Consider the following 15,790-nt stretch of genomic DNA (forward strand, 5'->3'; position numbering starts at 1 on the left):
AGGCAGGAAAAGATGCAGCACAGGCAGTAAAGGATGCCAAGGATGCAGCAGATAAGGCAGAGAGAGATAATGCAGCAGCGATCCAGGCAGGGAAAGATGCAGCACAGGCAGTAAAGGATGCCAAGGATGCAGCAGATAAGGTAGTTGCAGATAACGCAGCAGTAATTCAGGCAGGTAAGGATGCTTCTCAGCAGCTTGCTGGAGCACAGGCAATTCTTGAACAGGCAATCGCAGCTAAGGGTGATGCTGATAACGCAGTAGCACTTGCTAAAAAATATGTTCAGGAGTACACAGACGTTCTTGCTAACTATAATGCTCTTGCAGATGCAGCTAAATTAGCAGATAAGAGATTAGCAACAGCACAGGAAAAATTCAATACATTAAAGACTACTATTTCTAATCTCGTAGCAACAATGGTAACAGCTGATGGTATCAGCTTAGATGATATTACAAATAAGCTTGCAGAACTCAACAAGAAGTACCAGCAGGCTAAGGATGATCTTGATCAGGCAGAAAAAGACAAACAGAAAGCAGATGAGGATCTTTCAGATGCTAAGGATAACCTGGACAACAAGCTTGATGAGATAGCAGCAGCTGCAGGTCAGGGTGGCATTGGAACAGGTACAGGTACTGGCACTGACACAGGCGCTGACGAAGGCGGAGCAGGAGCAGGTGGCGCAGGTACTGGTGGAACAGGCGCAGTAGCAACAACTACAATCACAGATGATCTTACAGCAACAGCAGCTACACCAGTGGCAGCAGTAGCAAACGCAGCTAATGCAGTAGCAAATGCAGCAAATGCAGCAGGAGCAGACGCTGGAGCAGCTAATGCAGGCGCAGGCATCGGAGCAGGTGCAGGAAACGCAGGTGGCTCAGTCCTCGGAGCACAGAGAGAAAACGAAAACCAGAAGTCAGAGGATGATGCTAAGGAAGTAACTACAAAGGATAAGACTCCTGAAGTTAAGGAAGAGACAAAGTCTACTACAGTAGCAAACATCGAAGACGATGAAACAGCTAAGGCAGCAATGCCAGTTGACGAGACTAAGAAGAGCTTCCCATGGTGGATCATAGTAGTTCTTGCTACAGTTACTGGAGTATCTGTAGAAGAGTACATGAGAAGAAAAAACATCCAGGCAAAGGACAACTCAAATAAGTAATCTCGTAAATCAATAAAATATACACACACTTATTAAAACGTAATTGGGGCAGGTTCTTTCTTAGAACCTGCCCCGATTACTTGATTAGAAAAAAGAATCACTTTTATAGGAAGAAAGTGATTCTTTTTTTCATGTTTATAAATATTTTATAAACAATCATATTCTGCAAATTTAATGTCAAATATGATTGAAAATATGATTTGCTATTGTGTATAAATAAATGGTTTTGAAAATCAAAAAAATGTGTGTGTAAATACGAGAGGAAATTTGTTATGAAGAACAGGATGTTAAACAAGCAACTAGTTAAGGCACTTGCAGTAGGAATCAGTGCAAGCATGGCTTTCCAGCCAGTAACAGCACTTGCTGCAGACGTTGATGGAACACTTCCAGCAGATGGAAATAATCAGCAGAGTGACAAGTCAAGCGATACTCAGGACGTTGTAGGCGCAGAGAAGAATTTCGCTGATTCTATTGATAATAAAGAGACAGGTGTTAGTACAGCTGTTGAAAACATCAGTAACAACCTTGGAGCAATAGAGATTACTAATGAAAATCTGAAAAAGGTTTACGATAATAACATGGAGAAAATTAGCGAAGAAGCTAATGGACTTTCAACTGATGTTAAATCTGTTCAGGAAAATATAGAAGAGATCAATAAAGAGGTGCAGAATCTTAATTCTACAGATACAGCAAGAGAAGAGGCTGTTAAAACGGTAGATAAGACTCCATCTCTGGACGACGCTGCTACAAAGGCAGAAAATGCATATTCAGAAGTGGCTAATAAGATTGCAGAAGCTAACGACAAGATTGCTGCTGCAAAGACACAGGCTCAGGCTCAGGCTGCTTATGATGAGATTGAAGGAATCGTAAAAGAGGCTGATAAAGAACTTGCAGATGCTAAGAAGGATTTTGAGTCCAAGCAGACCGCTTACGAACAGGCACTTAAGGACGCTGAGGAAGCTCAGAATAATTATATTAAAGCTGTAGGAAACACTAAGAGCGATGTTGAGGCAGCAGAGCAGAAGCTTAATGATGCAAAACAGCACGCTGTTAACCTCAAAAATGAATTAAATGCTGCTAAGCTTGAACTTGAGGCAGCTGAAAAAATAGCTACAGAAGCAAAAGAACTTGACGTTGATGGTAAGTTAGCACTCCAGAAAACAGCAGGTGATAATTTAAAAATAGCTAACGATGCTGTTGAGGAACTTAATAATGCGATTTCTGCAGCTAACACAGCTAAGGGAAAAGAGAAAGAATTAGCAGATGCTAAGGATGCTGCTGACAAGGCTGTAGCAGATAATGCAAAGACAATTGCTGCTGGTAAAGAAGCAGCACTCAAAGCAGACAAATTAGCAGCAGATAAAGCTGCAGCAGATAAGGCTGTAGAGGAAAATGCAGCTACAATTAATGCTGGAAAAACTGCTCAGGATAAAAAGGGTGAATTGAAAAAGGCGAAGGAAGATGCAGATAAGGCTGTAAAAGACAATGAATATGCTATTAAAGCTGGAAACGATGCACAGGAAACTATTAATAAAGCTAAGGCTGCTGCCGAGACGGCTGATAAGAAGCTAAAAGCGATGGAGGCTTCTAAAAGTGCCATTGATGAAGCAGAATTTAATTATTTGAGCGCTGAGCAAAATATGAAAATAGCTTATGAGCTTGTTAAGAATTATTTCATGCAAAATGACCCATCAACTATAGTAGAGCCTGTTAGTGATTATATGTTTACATATGATTTAAGATATGGTATGGTATCGCATCCTGAGAAATATCACTATTTTGAAGTGAAAATTAATGGAACGGCTAGATATTTCAATTTTGATACTGATAGAAAGAAGAAGAATATAACAGTTTTCGAAAAAGAAAATATTAAAGATGAGGGAAAAAGGAAGAATCTAGATTCAAGCAAAGAATATTATAAAAATTATAATTCCAAGCATAAAGCAGCTGAGAAGGCGTTGAATGAGGCAAATAGTGGATATGAAATAGCGTCAAAAGATAATGCAGAAACTATAAGAAAAGGCGAAGCTGCAAAAAATGATAAGGAAAGTTTGGAAAAAGCTCAGGCACAAGCTAAGAATAATTATGATGATAATAACGCTTTAATCGAAAAAGGAAATAATGCTAAGAATGCTAGAGTTGGACTGAAAAAGCAAGCTAAAGCTGCAGCAGACGCCGTAACAGCTAACACAAATGCTATCAATGCATGTAATGAAGCCGAAAAAGTTAAGGATTCTTTAGCTGAAACAGCAAGATTAGCTGCTGAGGCAGTTAATAGTAACAAAGATATTATTGATGCAGGAACTACAGCTGAAGGTAAAATAGAAACTGCTAAGGCTGACCTTACAAGTGCAACAACTGCTAAAGAAAACGCAGATAAGGCAGTAGAGACAGCAAAGAGAAATGTAGCTGAATATGAGGCCGTTCTTAAGAAATACAATACACTTGCAGAGGCTGCAAAGACAGCTGATGAGAAGCTTACTAAAGCCCAGACAAATTATAATACTTTAAAGAATAGCATTTCATCTCTTGCAGCTATTATGGTAACAGCAGGTACAGATAGTCTTGATGGTATTACCAAGAAACTTGCTGAGCTCAATGATCAGCTTGAGAAGGCTAAAGCAGCACTTAAGACAGCTGAAGAAAATAAAGAAAGCGCAGACAAAGCTCTTTCAGCTACCGCTTCCAAGCTGGATGATAAGAAAAATGAGATTGCTAGACAGGAAGAAGCTAGAAGAAGAGCTGAGGAAGAGGCTAGAAGAGCTAAGGAAGAAGCTGGAAATAATACAGAGTCTAATGGTCAGGCATTCGTTGGTGCAACTACTGTAATCAGCGACGATCTTGTAGCAACTGTAGCTACACCAGTAGTTGCCAAGAAGGTAGCTACTACAAAGACTGTAGCAGATACAACAGCTGTTGAGATGACAACAGAAAAGAGCACATCAAGAAAGGCTACTAACGCAGTTCTCGGAGCTAAGAAGTCTTCAGAAGGCACTGTATCAGAAGAGAAGGCAGACACAGAGGTTAAGACAGTAGAGGTTGCTGAGACAACTGAGAACGTTTCTACAACTACAGAGAACACAATTGTAGCTGGAGAAGAGACTAACACTTCTAAGGTGGTAAATATTGAAGAAGAGGGAACAGCACTTGCTGCAACAGCTTCTACAGAGAAGAAGAGCAAGATGCCTTGGGCAGTACTTGTAGTTCTTGCAGCTGCTTCTGGAGTTTCAGTTGAGGAATACATCAGAAGAAAGAACAAGACAAAGGACTGATACAGGCACTTCTAATTGGGGTTTACATAAGTGATTTTTTATGCTAAACTACATTAGTTGCTGACAAGATTTCAGTAACAGTTACAGAAACTACCTCTTACTCGGATATAGGATACTCCAACCTTTATCTGTGTGACAGGCGGATTCAAGTTTTATAAGAGGCCATTAACACACTTGGCCAGACAAGGAGAATGAAATGATCGCAAAAGAGAAAAAGACAGAAGTTATCGAGAAGTTCGCTAGAAAGGCTGGCGATACAGGATCACCAGAGGTTCAGGTAGCTATCCTTACAGAGAGAATTAAGGAGCTCAACGCTCACCTTGACAAGAATCCTAAGGATCACCACTCAAGAAGAGGTCTTCTTAAGATGGTAGGTCAGAGACGTAGCCTTCTTGGATACCTTAAGAAGAAGGATATCGAGGCTTATCGTAAGCTTATCGCTGATCTTGGTCTTAGAAAGTAATTTTGCAATTAAAGGCGGGACGAGGCTGATGAGAATCAGTCTGTTCCGTCTTTCTGTGTTTTTATGCACAGTTAAGTTTTGTTTTGAGAATATGCGCATGATGCGCTTTTCTAAATAGAAGACGTTAATTTTTTAAATGCACACGCACCCGAAGTACAGAATTTGCAACAGAAATGTGCACTTGCTGCACATTTCGTATGAACATGATTCAGGGGTGAGGGGCAATCTTTGCGTAAGCAAATTGGAATATTGCCCTGAATTTCTACAGTTCATGCAATGAACTGTAGATGAGGGACCGCGGATGAGCAGAAGGAGAAAAAATGGTAAAAACTTATTCAATGGAACTGGCTGGTCGTACACTTAAGGTTGAGATTGGCAAGGTAGGCTAACAGGCAAATGGCTGCGCATTCATGCAGTACGGAGATACAACTGTTCTTTGTACAGCAACAGCAAGCGCTAAGCCAAGAGATGGTATCGATTTCTTCCCTCTTTCAGTAGAGTATGGTGAGAAGTTCTATGCTGTTGGTAAATTCCCAGGTGGATACAATAAGAGAGAGGGTAAGCCTTCAGAGAACGCTATTCTTACTAGCCGCGTTATCGATCGTCCTATGAGACCTCTTTTCCCTAAGGATTACAGAAACGACGTAACAATCGAGACAATGGTTATGTCAGTTGATCCTCAGTGCCGTCCTGAGCTTGTAGCTATGCTCGGCGCTTCAGTTTCAGTTTCAATTTCAGATATTCCTTTCGATGGCCCATGCGCTATGACACAGATGGGTATGATCGATGGAGAGCTTATCGTTAACCCTACTCAGGAGCAGTGGAACACAGGTGACCTCAAGCTTACAGTAGCATCTGTTGGTCAGAAGGTTATCATGATCGAGGCTGGTGCTAACGAGATCCCAGAGGAGAAGATGAAGGAAGCTATCTACAAAGCTCACGATATCAACCTTCAGCTTATCGAGTTCTTCAAGGGCATCGTAGCAGAAGTAGGTAAGCCTAAGCACGAGTACACAAGCTGTGCAGTTCCTGAAGAGCTCTTTGCAGCTATCAAGGAAGTTGTTCCTCCAGAAGAGATGGAGAAGGCTGTATTCACAGATGACAAGCAGACAAGAGAAGGCAACATTGCCGAGATTACAGATAGATTAACAGAGAAGTTTGCAGACAACGAAGAGTGGCTTGCAATTCTCGGTGAGGCTATTTATCAGTACGAGAAGAAGACAGTACGTAAGATGATCCTCAAGGATCACAAGAGACCAGACGGTCGTGAGATCAAGCAAATCAGACCTCTTGCAGCTGAGATCGATCTTATTCCTAGAGTACACGGAAGTGCTATGTTCACACGTGGACAGACACAGATCTGTGATGTAGTAACTCTTGCACCTCTTTCAGAGGCTCAGAAGGTAGAAGGTCTTGATGCTTTCGCAGCAGACAAGAGATATGTACATCAGTACAACTTCCCTGCTTACTCAGTAGGTGAGACAAAGGTTTCTAGAGGACCTGGACGTAGAGAGATCGGACACGGTGCACTTGCAGAGAGAGCACTTCTTCCTGTTCTTCCAAGCGTTGAGGAGTTCCCATATGCAATCCGTGCTGTATCAGAGACATTTGAGTCTAACGGATCAACATCAATGGCTTCAACATGTGCATCATGTATGTCACTTATGGCTGCTGGTGTTCCTATCAAGAAGATGGTTGCAGGTATTTCTTGTGGTCTTGTAACTGGCGATACAGATGACGATTTCGTAGTACTTACAGATATCCAGGGTCTTGAGGACTTCTTCGGAGACATGGACTTCAAGGTTACAGGTACTAAGGACGGTATCACAGCTATTCAGATGGATATCAAGATCCACGGTCTTACAAAGCCTATCGTTGAGACAGCTATTGCACAGTGCCGTGAGGCTAGATTCTTCATCATGGATGAGTGCATGAGCAAGGCTATTGCAGAGCCTCGTAAGGAAGTATCCAAGTACGCTCCTAAGATCGTTTCAGTTCAGATCGATCCTGAGAAGATTGGTGACGTTGTTGGTCAGAGAGGTAAGACAATCAACGAGATCATCGCTCGTACAGGAGTTAAGATCGACATTACTGATGATGGTAAGGTTTCAGTTTGTGGCGAGGATCAGGACAAGATCGCTGAGGCTGTTAACATGGTTAACATCATCGTTTCAGAGTTTGAGAAGGGCCAGGTATTTACAGGTAAGGTTGTAAGCATTAAGGAATTCGGCGCATTCGTTGAGTTCGCACCTGGTAAAGAGGGTATGGTTCACATCAGCAAGATCTCTAAGGAGAGAATCGAGCACGTTGAGGATGTTCTCACACTTGGCGACACAGTAACAGTAGTTTGCCTTGGTAAGGACAAGATGGGTAGAATCAGCTTCTCAATGAAGGATGTAGCTCAAAACTAAGAACCCGGCGAGGTATTATCGAGCCGAGGTACGAAGTTTGTTCTGGCGAGCGAAGCGAGAGCAGAACCTCCTTGGATGATGGAATTATAGAGATTAGTGGGGCCGGCATGTACAAGCATACCGGCCTTATCTTAAGTTTTTGGGATGATAAGGAAAAGAAATGAGTAATACAAAAGAGACAATAAACGAGATAAATAAGCGTCGTACCTTTGCTATTATTTCCCACCCTGATGCTGGTAAGACAACACTTACTGAGAAGTTCCTTCTTTACGGTGGAGCTATCAACATGGCTGGTAGCGTTAAGGGTAAGGCAACAGCAAGACATGCGGTTTCTGACTGGATGGAAATCGAGAAGCAGCGTGGTATCTCTGTTACATCTTCAGTTCTTCAGTTCAACTATGAGAACTGTTGTATCAACATCCTTGATACACCTGGACACCAGGATTTCTCAGAGGATACTTATCGTACACTTATGGCTGCTGACTCAGCTGTCATGGTTATTGACGCAAGTAAGGGTGTAGAGGCTCAGACCAGAAAGCTTTTCAAAGTCTGCGCAATGAGCCATATTCCGATTTTTACCTTTATCAACAAGCTTGATAGAGATGCTATGGATACCTTCGATCTTCTTGATGATATCGAGAACAACCTTGGTATCGCTACATGCCCTATGAACTGGCCAATCGGTTCAGGTAAGAACTTCAAGGGTATCTATGATAGAAGAGAAGGTCATATCGTAACTTTCTCAGAGACTCAGAAGGGTACCAAAGAGGGTAAAGAGACTTTCATCAGCCTTGATGATAAGGCTGCTATCGATGCAGAGGTAGGTCAGGATGCTTATGATAAGCTTACAAGCGAGATTGAGCTTCTTGATGGCGCCGGAGCAGAGTACGATCTTGAGAAGGTTCGTGCTGGTGAACTTACTCCAGTATTCTTTGGATCAGCGCTTCAGAACTTTGGTGTAGAGTTATTCCTTCACCACTTCCTCAAGATGGCAACACCTCCAACAGGTCGTACATCTTCTGATGGTGAGAAGATCGATCCACTTGAGAGAGAGTTCTCTGCCTTCGTATTCAAAATTCAGGCCAACATGAACAAGGCTCACAGAGACAGAATCGCATTCATGAGAATCTGTTCTGGTAGATACGATGCTGATAAGGAAGTTAAGCACGTTCAGAGTGGCAAGGTCATGAGACTTTCACAGCCTCAGCAGCTTATGGCCGATGAGCGTAAGATCCTGTCAGAGGCTTATGCAGGAGATATCATGGGTGTATTCGATCCAGGTATTTTCTCAATCGGTGATACCGTTTGTATGCCAAAGGATACAATCACTTACGAAGGAATTCCTACATTCGCACCTGAGCACTTTGCAAGGGTCCGTCAGGTAGATACCATGAAGCGTAAGCAGTTCGTTAAGGGTATCACTCAGATCGCTCAGGAAGGTGCTATTCAGATCTTCCAGGAGTACAACACAGGTCTTGAGGAAATTATTGTAGGAGTTGTTGGTGTACTTCAGTTTGATGTATTGAAATTCAGACTCCAGAGTGAGTACAATGTAGATATAATTCTTGAGAATCTTCCATATGAGTACATCAGATGGGTAGACAACGAGGATGTTGATATGTCAGCACTTGTTGGTACTTCTGATATGAAGAAGATCAAGGATATGCATGACAGACCACTTCTTTTGTTCATTAACGAGTGGAGTGTCGGCATGACAATGGATAGAAATAAAGGTCTGGTTCTTTCTGAGTTCAAGAAGAACTGATTGTGACTTAGGAAATAGGGATCCTGAGGCACAGAAATCTTGGGAGGGAGAAGCTTGAAGGGAGAGCGTAGTAAGAGAAAAATAGCAGTACTTCTGATGTTTGGAACATTGGCGATGTCTTTGTCTGGCTGCAGATATTCCAGTTTTGATGAGTATCTGGAAGCTCTTGGCATGAAGGATCCGCCATATGAAGAAGTAGAAGATGTTGCTGCCTATGAAGATACTTTGGTTTTGAGCAAGGATTCTGTTACGAGCCAGGTTGAGCCTTCTCCTGTATATCAGCCTTCCGAGGAGGATTATTCTTCTAGCGCATTAGATGGCAGCGAGGATGTAATCTTTTTTGATGAAAGTGCCAAGGATTCCACAGAGCCAGAGATAGGCTATGATGCTGATCAGGTCTTCCAGTCTTCTTATAAACAGCTCACAGAAGCTGAACTTAACGAAGATATGAAGAAAGCCAGACTAGAAGCTGGCCTTACACCTGAGAACATCGAAGCCAAGAAACAAGAGCAGAAGGGACTGTATGCCTATGACAGGCTTACAGGTTCCGGACAGACTCTTTACGTAGAGATTTTATCCATAATTGAGCATCAGGCAGAGAATGTACTGGTTTCTACTACTAGTGATGAAGCTATAGACCTTGTTTTTGACTATGTCTGCGCAGATCATCCTGAGCTCTTTTACGTAGATGGCTACAAATATACCAACTATACGATAGACAATACTATTACCAAGATAGGCTTCTCCGGTAGCTATACTTACACTCCGGAGCAGGTGGCAGCCAGACAGACTAGGATCAATCAGGCTGTTAACGAGTGTCTTGCAGGCGCTCCTTCATCTACAGATGATTACTATGCTATCAAGTATGTCTATGAGTATCTGATTCAGAACGTTGAGTACGACCTTGAGGCTGACGACAACCAGAATATCTGCTCAGTCTTTATTGGTAAAAGAAGTGTCTGCAATGGTTATTCCAAGGCTGCGCAGCTTCTTTTGAACAAGCTTGGTATCAAGTGTACTCTTGTTACTGGAACAGTAGATACCAAGAAGACCAGAGGCGTCAGACATGCATGGAACCTGGTTCTGTGTAATGATGCATATTACTATGTGGATGTTACCTGGGGAGATTCCTCCTATCAGGTGGGAAATGGCGAGAGTGCAGATGCCACAAGACTTCCTGCAGTCAACTACGATTATCTCAATGTTACTACTGATGAGATACTCAAGAATCACACCATTTCTGATGATATCTACATGCCGGGCTGCACCAGCATGAAGGATAACTTCTATGTTCGCGAGGATGAGTATTTTACAACTCCTGAACTGGTGCTGGTTGGAGATCTTTTTAACAGAAGATATCAGGATGGCAGCTCAAGCGTTGTTATCAAGTGTGCGGACAAGGGCGTTTACGACCAGCTTTTTGACCAGCTTGTAACACAGAGACTGGTATTTGACTATTTACAGGGCGATAATTCCACAGTGTCCTACACAACATTTGTGGATACCAATACTATCATTTTCTGGATTGCATAATATCTGTATATTTATGCTTGTTCCGGCCAGAATATGGTATAATAACCTAGTATGGACTTCGAATAATTATTTTTGAGGAGTAGATAAAATGGGAAAAGAGTTAGCAGAGATTGGATCAGTTAAGATTGCAGATGATGTAGTAGCTAGAATTGCTGTACTGGCAGCTCTTGAGGTTGACGGTGTATCTGCTATGGCAGGTAACTACACAAGTGACACTCTTGAGAAGGTAGGCCGTAAGAATCTCACTAAGGGTGCCAAGGTTATGGTCAGTGCATCTGAGGTTAATGTTGATCTTGCACTTATGATGGCTTATGGATTCAATATTCCAGCTACATGCCAGCAGGCTCAGACTCGTGTTAAGACTACAATCGAGAACATGACAGGGCTTGAGGTTACAGACGTTAACATCAGAATCGCAGGTATTACAATGGCTTGAGGCCTGATAACGCCTATACGCAACCGAACACTATAGCTAATTAGATTTTTAGAATGGAAGATAATATGAATAGAACAGAACTAAGAGAGCAGATTTTCCAGCTGCTCTTTCGTGTTGAATTCAATACCAAGGAAGAAATGATGGAACAGGAGGAGCTCTTCACAACTGAGGGCGACCTTGATTTTTCCAAGTCTGATGCAGATTACATCAGAGACAAATATGAGAAGATTGCTGACAAGCTCGAGGAGATTGACAAAGCTATCAACGAGAAGGCAGTAGGCTGGGAGACTAGTCGTATGGCCAAGGTTGATCTTACAATCATCAGACTTGCTGTTTATGAGATCAAGTTTGACGAGTCAGTTCCTACAGGCGTAGCAATCAATGAGGCGGTAGAACTTGCCAAGAAGTTTGGACAGGACGGTTCTCCAGCATTTGTAAACGGAGTGTTAGCTAAATTTGCGCAGTGAATATACAGTCACACAGGTTAATGCATACATCAAGAACATGTTCACTCAGGACTTCCTTCTCAAGTCTTTAACAGTTAAGGGAGAAGTGAGCAATTGCAAATATCACTCGTCCGGACATATCTATTTCACTATCAAGGATGCCGGAGGAGCTATAGCCTGTGTTATGTTTCGCGGTGACAGAGAAAGAGGCGGCCTTAGGTTCAACATGCAGGAAGGTCAGCAGGTCAAGGTCACTGGTAGCATAGATGTATATGAGAGAGATGGCAGATATCAGCTCTATGCAAGGCAGATCGAACTTGATGGAGCTGGTGCTCTTTATGAGCGCTATGAAGAGCTCAAGAAGAGACTGGCAGAGACAGGTCTTTTTGCAGAAGAGTACAAACAGCCTATTCCCAAGTATATACATACTCTCGGCGTTGTAACAGCCCCGACGGGTGCAGCGGTTCGCGACATTATCAATGTTGCAACCAGGAGAAATCCACATATTAAGATTATTCTTTACCCCGCCATAGTTCAGGGAGATCAGGCAGCTGAGAGCATTGTTAAGGGCATTCAGGCTTTGGCTCAGAGGCAGGTAGATACCATCATTGTGGGCCGCGGCGGAGGTTCTATAGAAGATTTATGGGCATTTAATGAGGAGATAGTCGCACAGGCTATTTTTGATTGCCCGATTCCAATTATTTCCGCAGTTGGACACGAAACAGATACCACGATAGCAGACTATGTTGCAGACAGGAGAGCACCTACACCTTCAGCTGCGGCAGAACTTGCTGTTTACGAGTATTCCAGATTTGAACAGGACGTCCAGGACTATGCTTATTCATTGCATAGGTCTATGGATAGGAAAATAGATTTACTAAGGGCTAGAGAGGACAGATACAAAGAGACCCTCAGGCTCCTTAGCCCCATGGGCAAGATACGAGACAGACTCCTTAGGATCGATCAGTATCAGGATGAGCTTCAGAATCTGATGGATTCCAAGCTTACAGCCGCTCGTCACAGACTGGAGATCGACATCGAGAGAATGAAGGGATTATCACCACTTGACAGACTTAAGGGCGGATATTCCTATGTGGCAGATGCCAAGGGCAGGAATGTACGCAGCATTGACGGTGTTAACAAGGATGATGAGCTATCACTCTATGTGACTGATGGTGTGATCAGGACCAAAGTAACAGACCTTCAGAAGATAGATTATCAGAATACCTAGAGGACTATAATATGGCAGCTAAGAAAAAAGAAACAAATGAAGAAACAAAGCTCTCTGTAGAAGAGGCTTTTTCTCAGATAGAATCCAAGATACAGGCGCTTGACAGTGAAGACATCAGCCTCGAGGACTCTTTTAAAGAGTATCAGGAGGGCATGAAGCTTCTCAAGTACTGTCATGATGCTATAGAAGAGGTTGAACAGAAGGTTCAGAAAATTGCCGAGGACGGAAGCCTGGAGGATTTTGAGTAATAATGGGTAGCGAATTTAATAAGAGCTTATCCGACAAGGTGGCTCATATTGAAGGTATATTGAAAGTTTTTTTACCAAAAGAGGAAGGTTATGCAAAGACAGTTATCGAGGCTATGAATTACAGCCTTCTTGCTGGTGGTAAGAGACTTAGGCCAATGATGATGCTGGAAGCCTATAAGCTTTTTGCTGGTGACGATGCAGATGAGAAGGTGGTTGCTCCATTTATGACAGCTATGGAGATGATCCACACTTATTCACTTGTGCACGACGATCTTCCAGCTATGGATAACGACGAATATCGTAGGGGCAGGAAGACAACTCATGCGGTTTATGGCGCTGGAATGGCGACACTAGCTGGTGACGGACTTCTGAACCTTGCTTATGAAACAGCTGTAGCAGGTGCGATCAAGGGACCTAAGCTTTCAGCTTACGATGGAGATAACGACAACAGATATCTTTCTGCACTTCAGATCCTTGCTACCAAGGCGGGAATATATGGAATGGTTGGCGGACAGTGCGCAGACATCTGTGCTGAGAATGCCACAGATATTCCAGAAGATGAGATGAAGGATACTCTTCACTACATCGACGAGAACAAGACTGGCGCTCTTATCGAGGCCAGCCTTATGGTGGGAGCAGTTCTTGGCGGAGCTACTTCTGAGCAGGTTTCCATGATGGAAAAGATTGGTAGTAACGTTGGAATCGCGTTCCAGATTCAGGACGATATCCTTGATATTACCAGCACTGCAGAGGTACTTGGTAAGCCAATCGGCTCCGATGAAAAGAACGGAAAGAGTACTTATGTGAGCCTCTATGGCATGGATAATTCCAAAGCCAAGGTTAAAGAGCTGTCTGATGAGGCAGTAGATATTCTTGATAATCTCGGATTTAAGGATAGCTTTTTACACGAACTGTTCCAGTACTTGATATACAGAGAAAAGTAAGATTTTAGGCACGAAGGGAGCGAACAGATGCTTCTCGATCAGATAAATAAGACTGGGGACATTAAGGATATTCCCAAGAATCAATATCCGGAACTCGCCCAGGAAATCAGAGAATTTTTAATAAATAAATTGTCGGTCACAGGAGGCCACTTGGCATCGAACCTTGGTACAGTTGAACTTACCATGGCTCTTCATGTTGCCCTGGACCTTCCAAAGGATAAGATAATTTGGGACGTTGGTCATCAGTGCTATACACACAAGCTTCTTACAGGCAGAAAGGATCAGTTTGACACACTTCGCCAGTATGGCGGAATGAGCGGATTCCCCAAGAGATGCGAGTCTGACACTGACTGTTTTGACACAGGACACAGCTCAACATCTATTTCTGCTGGACTTGGTATGGTCAAGGCTAGAGATCTCAAGGGAGATGATTACACCGTTGTATCAGTTATCGGTGATGGTTCCCTTACTGGTGGTCTTGCTTATGAAGCGCTTAATAACGCTGCCAAGCTTGAGACTAACTACATCATTATTCTCAACGACAACGAGATGTCTATTTCTGAGAGTGTCGGCGGAATGAGAAGATACCTTGATTCTGTTCGTACTGCAGAAGGCTATCTGAATCTTAAGTGGGATGTTTACGAACAGCTTCGTAACTCTAACCCCAAGATGGTTAACGGTATCAGACGTGCCAAGAACAGCTTTAAGCAGCTCTTTGTACCGGGTATGGTATTCGAGAACCTTGGCATCACTTATCTTGGCCCTATTGATGGACACGATACAGTTGGCATGGTTAAGGCTATTAACGAAGCCAAGAAGGTCAAAAAAGCTGTTATCATCCACGTTATGACCAAGAAGGGCAAAGGCTTTGAGCCTGCTGAGAGACACCCAGCCAGATTCCATGGAACTGAGCCATTCCTTATTGAGAACGGACTTCCAAGGAACCCTCGTACAACAGCTAATTATCAGGATATTTTTAGTACTGTTATGTGTAAGCTCGGCGCCAGAAATGACAAGGTTGTTGCTATCACAGCAGCCATGGCAGATGGCACAGGACTTAAGAGATTCCGCAACATGTATCCAGACAGATTCGTGGATGCTGGAATTGCTGAGGAACACGCTGTAACTTTTGCAGCAGGAATGGCAGCTGGTGGCTACAAGCCAGTATTTGCCGTTTACTCATCATTTTTACAGAGAGCATATGACCAGATACTTGAAGATGTATGTCTTCAGAATCTTCCGGTTGTATTTGCTATAGACAGAGCGGGCCTTGTAGGAAGCGATGGAGAGACACATCAGGGAATCTTTGATCTGTCCTACATGTCCACAATGCCTAACATGCACATCATGGCACCCAAGAATAAATGGGAACTGTCAGATATGCTCAAGTTCGCTGTAGAGCTTGATTGTCCAAGTGCAGTCAGATATCCAAGAGGTAATGCTTACTCAGGACTTCAGGATTTCAGAGCACCTATCGAAATGGGCAAGTGCGAGCCTATCTATGAGGAAAAAGACGTATGTCTCCTTGCAGTTGGCAGCATGGTCAAGATTGCAGAAAAGGTTAGAGAGATACTCAAAGAAAATGGCATCAAGTGCTCACTTGTAAATGCCAGATTCGTTAAACCAATAGATACTGACTACATTCACATGGCCAGCAAGACACACAAGCTCTTTGTAACAATGGAAGAGAACGTGGCTACAGGCGGTTATGGCGAGAAGGTCAGACAGTACATAGACGACAACAGACTTGATGCGTATGTTCTGCAGATCGCTATTCCGGATAAGTTCGTAACACATGGAAGCGTAGACAAGCTGTACAAGGAGCTTGGAATGGATGCAGAGTCAGTAGCACAGCGCATCATGGATGAAATAGGGAAATAAGGA

General features: G+C 43.0%; 11 protein-coding genes and 1 pseudogene. All 12 read left to right on the forward strand.

Annotated features, from left to right (window positions below; translation table 11 throughout):
- Positions 1-1,157: hypothetical protein (locus IJI01_RS00090; protein ID WP_292183965.1), on the forward strand; the 1,157-nt coding region annotated here is incomplete at its 5' end.
- A gap of 272 nt (positions 1,158-1,429) precedes the next feature.
- Complete coding sequence (locus IJI01_RS00095) at positions 1,430-4,429, forward strand: hypothetical protein (RefSeq protein WP_292183968.1); 3,000 nt, start codon at positions 1,430-1,432, stop codon at positions 4,427-4,429.
- Positions 4,430-4,625: 196 nt separating this feature from the next.
- On the forward strand, positions 4,626-4,892 hold the full coding sequence (gene rpsO / locus IJI01_RS00100; RefSeq protein ID WP_013280372.1) for a 30S ribosomal protein S15: 267 nt from the start codon (positions 4,626-4,628) through the stop codon (positions 4,890-4,892).
- 320 nt (positions 4,893-5,212) lie between these two features.
- Positions 5,213-7,303 (forward strand): annotated as a pseudogene (locus IJI01_RS00105) (polyribonucleotide nucleotidyltransferase).
- Between the two features lie 160 nt (positions 7,304-7,463).
- Entirely contained in the window at positions 7,464-9,068 is a 1,605-nt protein-coding gene (locus IJI01_RS00110; protein WP_292183973.1) for a peptide chain release factor 3, read from the forward strand.
- Positions 9,069-9,122: 54 nt separating this feature from the next.
- The gene (locus IJI01_RS00115) at positions 9,123-10,601 is read left to right on the forward strand and encodes a transglutaminase domain-containing protein (protein WP_292183977.1); all 1,479 of its coding nucleotides are present in this window, start codon (positions 9,123-9,125) and stop codon (positions 10,599-10,601) included.
- Positions 10,602-10,689: 88 nt separating this feature from the next.
- Entirely contained in the window at positions 10,690-11,037 is a 348-nt protein-coding gene (locus IJI01_RS00120; RefSeq protein WP_292183980.1) for an Asp23/Gls24 family envelope stress response protein, read from the forward strand.
- A 65-nt stretch (positions 11,038-11,102) separates the two neighbouring features.
- Positions 11,103-11,504, forward strand: a complete 402-nt coding sequence (gene nusB, locus IJI01_RS00125; RefSeq protein WP_292183983.1) for a transcription antitermination factor NusB — start codon at positions 11,103-11,105, stop codon at positions 11,502-11,504.
- Positions 11,494-12,714: an exodeoxyribonuclease VII large subunit gene (gene xseA / locus IJI01_RS00130; protein WP_292183986.1), complete on the forward strand. Its 1,221-nt coding sequence runs from the start codon at positions 11,494-11,496 to the stop codon at positions 12,712-12,714. Before nusB ends, xseA begins: the two co-directional genes overlap by 11 nt.
- An 11-nt stretch (positions 12,715-12,725) precedes the next feature.
- The gene (gene xseB / locus IJI01_RS00135) at positions 12,726-12,962 is read left to right on the forward strand and encodes an exodeoxyribonuclease VII small subunit (RefSeq protein WP_292183989.1); all 237 of its coding nucleotides are present in this window, start codon (positions 12,726-12,728) and stop codon (positions 12,960-12,962) included.
- A gap of 2 nt (positions 12,963-12,964) precedes the next feature.
- Positions 12,965-13,906 (forward strand): polyprenyl synthetase family protein, encoded by a 942-nt coding sequence (locus IJI01_RS00140; protein WP_292183992.1) that lies wholly within the window; start codon positions 12,965-12,967, stop codon positions 13,904-13,906.
- A gap of 27 nt (positions 13,907-13,933) precedes the next feature.
- A complete protein-coding gene (dxs, locus tag IJI01_RS00145; protein WP_292183995.1) occupies positions 13,934-15,787 on the forward strand; it encodes a 1-deoxy-D-xylulose-5-phosphate synthase in 1,854 nt (617 codons plus the stop codon).
- Positions 15,788-15,790 lie beyond the last annotated feature (3 nt).

Source organism: Butyrivibrio sp., assembly GCF_017433805.1.
In the GTDB taxonomy this organism is placed as follows: domain Bacteria; phylum Bacillota; class Clostridia; order Lachnospirales; family Lachnospiraceae; genus Butyrivibrio.

Coding starts and splice junctions, on each gene's coding strand:
- IJI01_RS00140 (WP_292183992.1), top strand. CDS start 12,965: ATGGGTAGCGAATTTAATAAGAGCTTATCCGACAAGGTGGCTCATATT.
- dxs (WP_292183995.1), top strand. CDS start 13,934: ATGCTTCTCGATCAGATAAATAAGACTGGGGACATTAAGGATATTCCC.
- nusB (WP_292183983.1), top strand. CDS start 11,103: ATGAATAGAACAGAACTAAGAGAGCAGATTTTCCAGCTGCTCTTTCGT.
- IJI01_RS00110 (WP_292183973.1), top strand. CDS start 7,464: ATGAGTAATACAAAAGAGACAATAAACGAGATAAATAAGCGTCGTACC.
- IJI01_RS00120 (WP_292183980.1), top strand. CDS start 10,690: ATGGGAAAAGAGTTAGCAGAGATTGGATCAGTTAAGATTGCAGATGAT.
- rpsO (WP_013280372.1), top strand. CDS start 4,626: ATGATCGCAAAAGAGAAAAAGACAGAAGTTATCGAGAAGTTCGCTAGA.
- xseB (WP_292183989.1), top strand. CDS start 12,726: ATGGCAGCTAAGAAAAAAGAAACAAATGAAGAAACAAAGCTCTCTGTA.
- IJI01_RS00095 (WP_292183968.1), top strand. CDS start 1,430: ATGAAGAACAGGATGTTAAACAAGCAACTAGTTAAGGCACTTGCAGTA.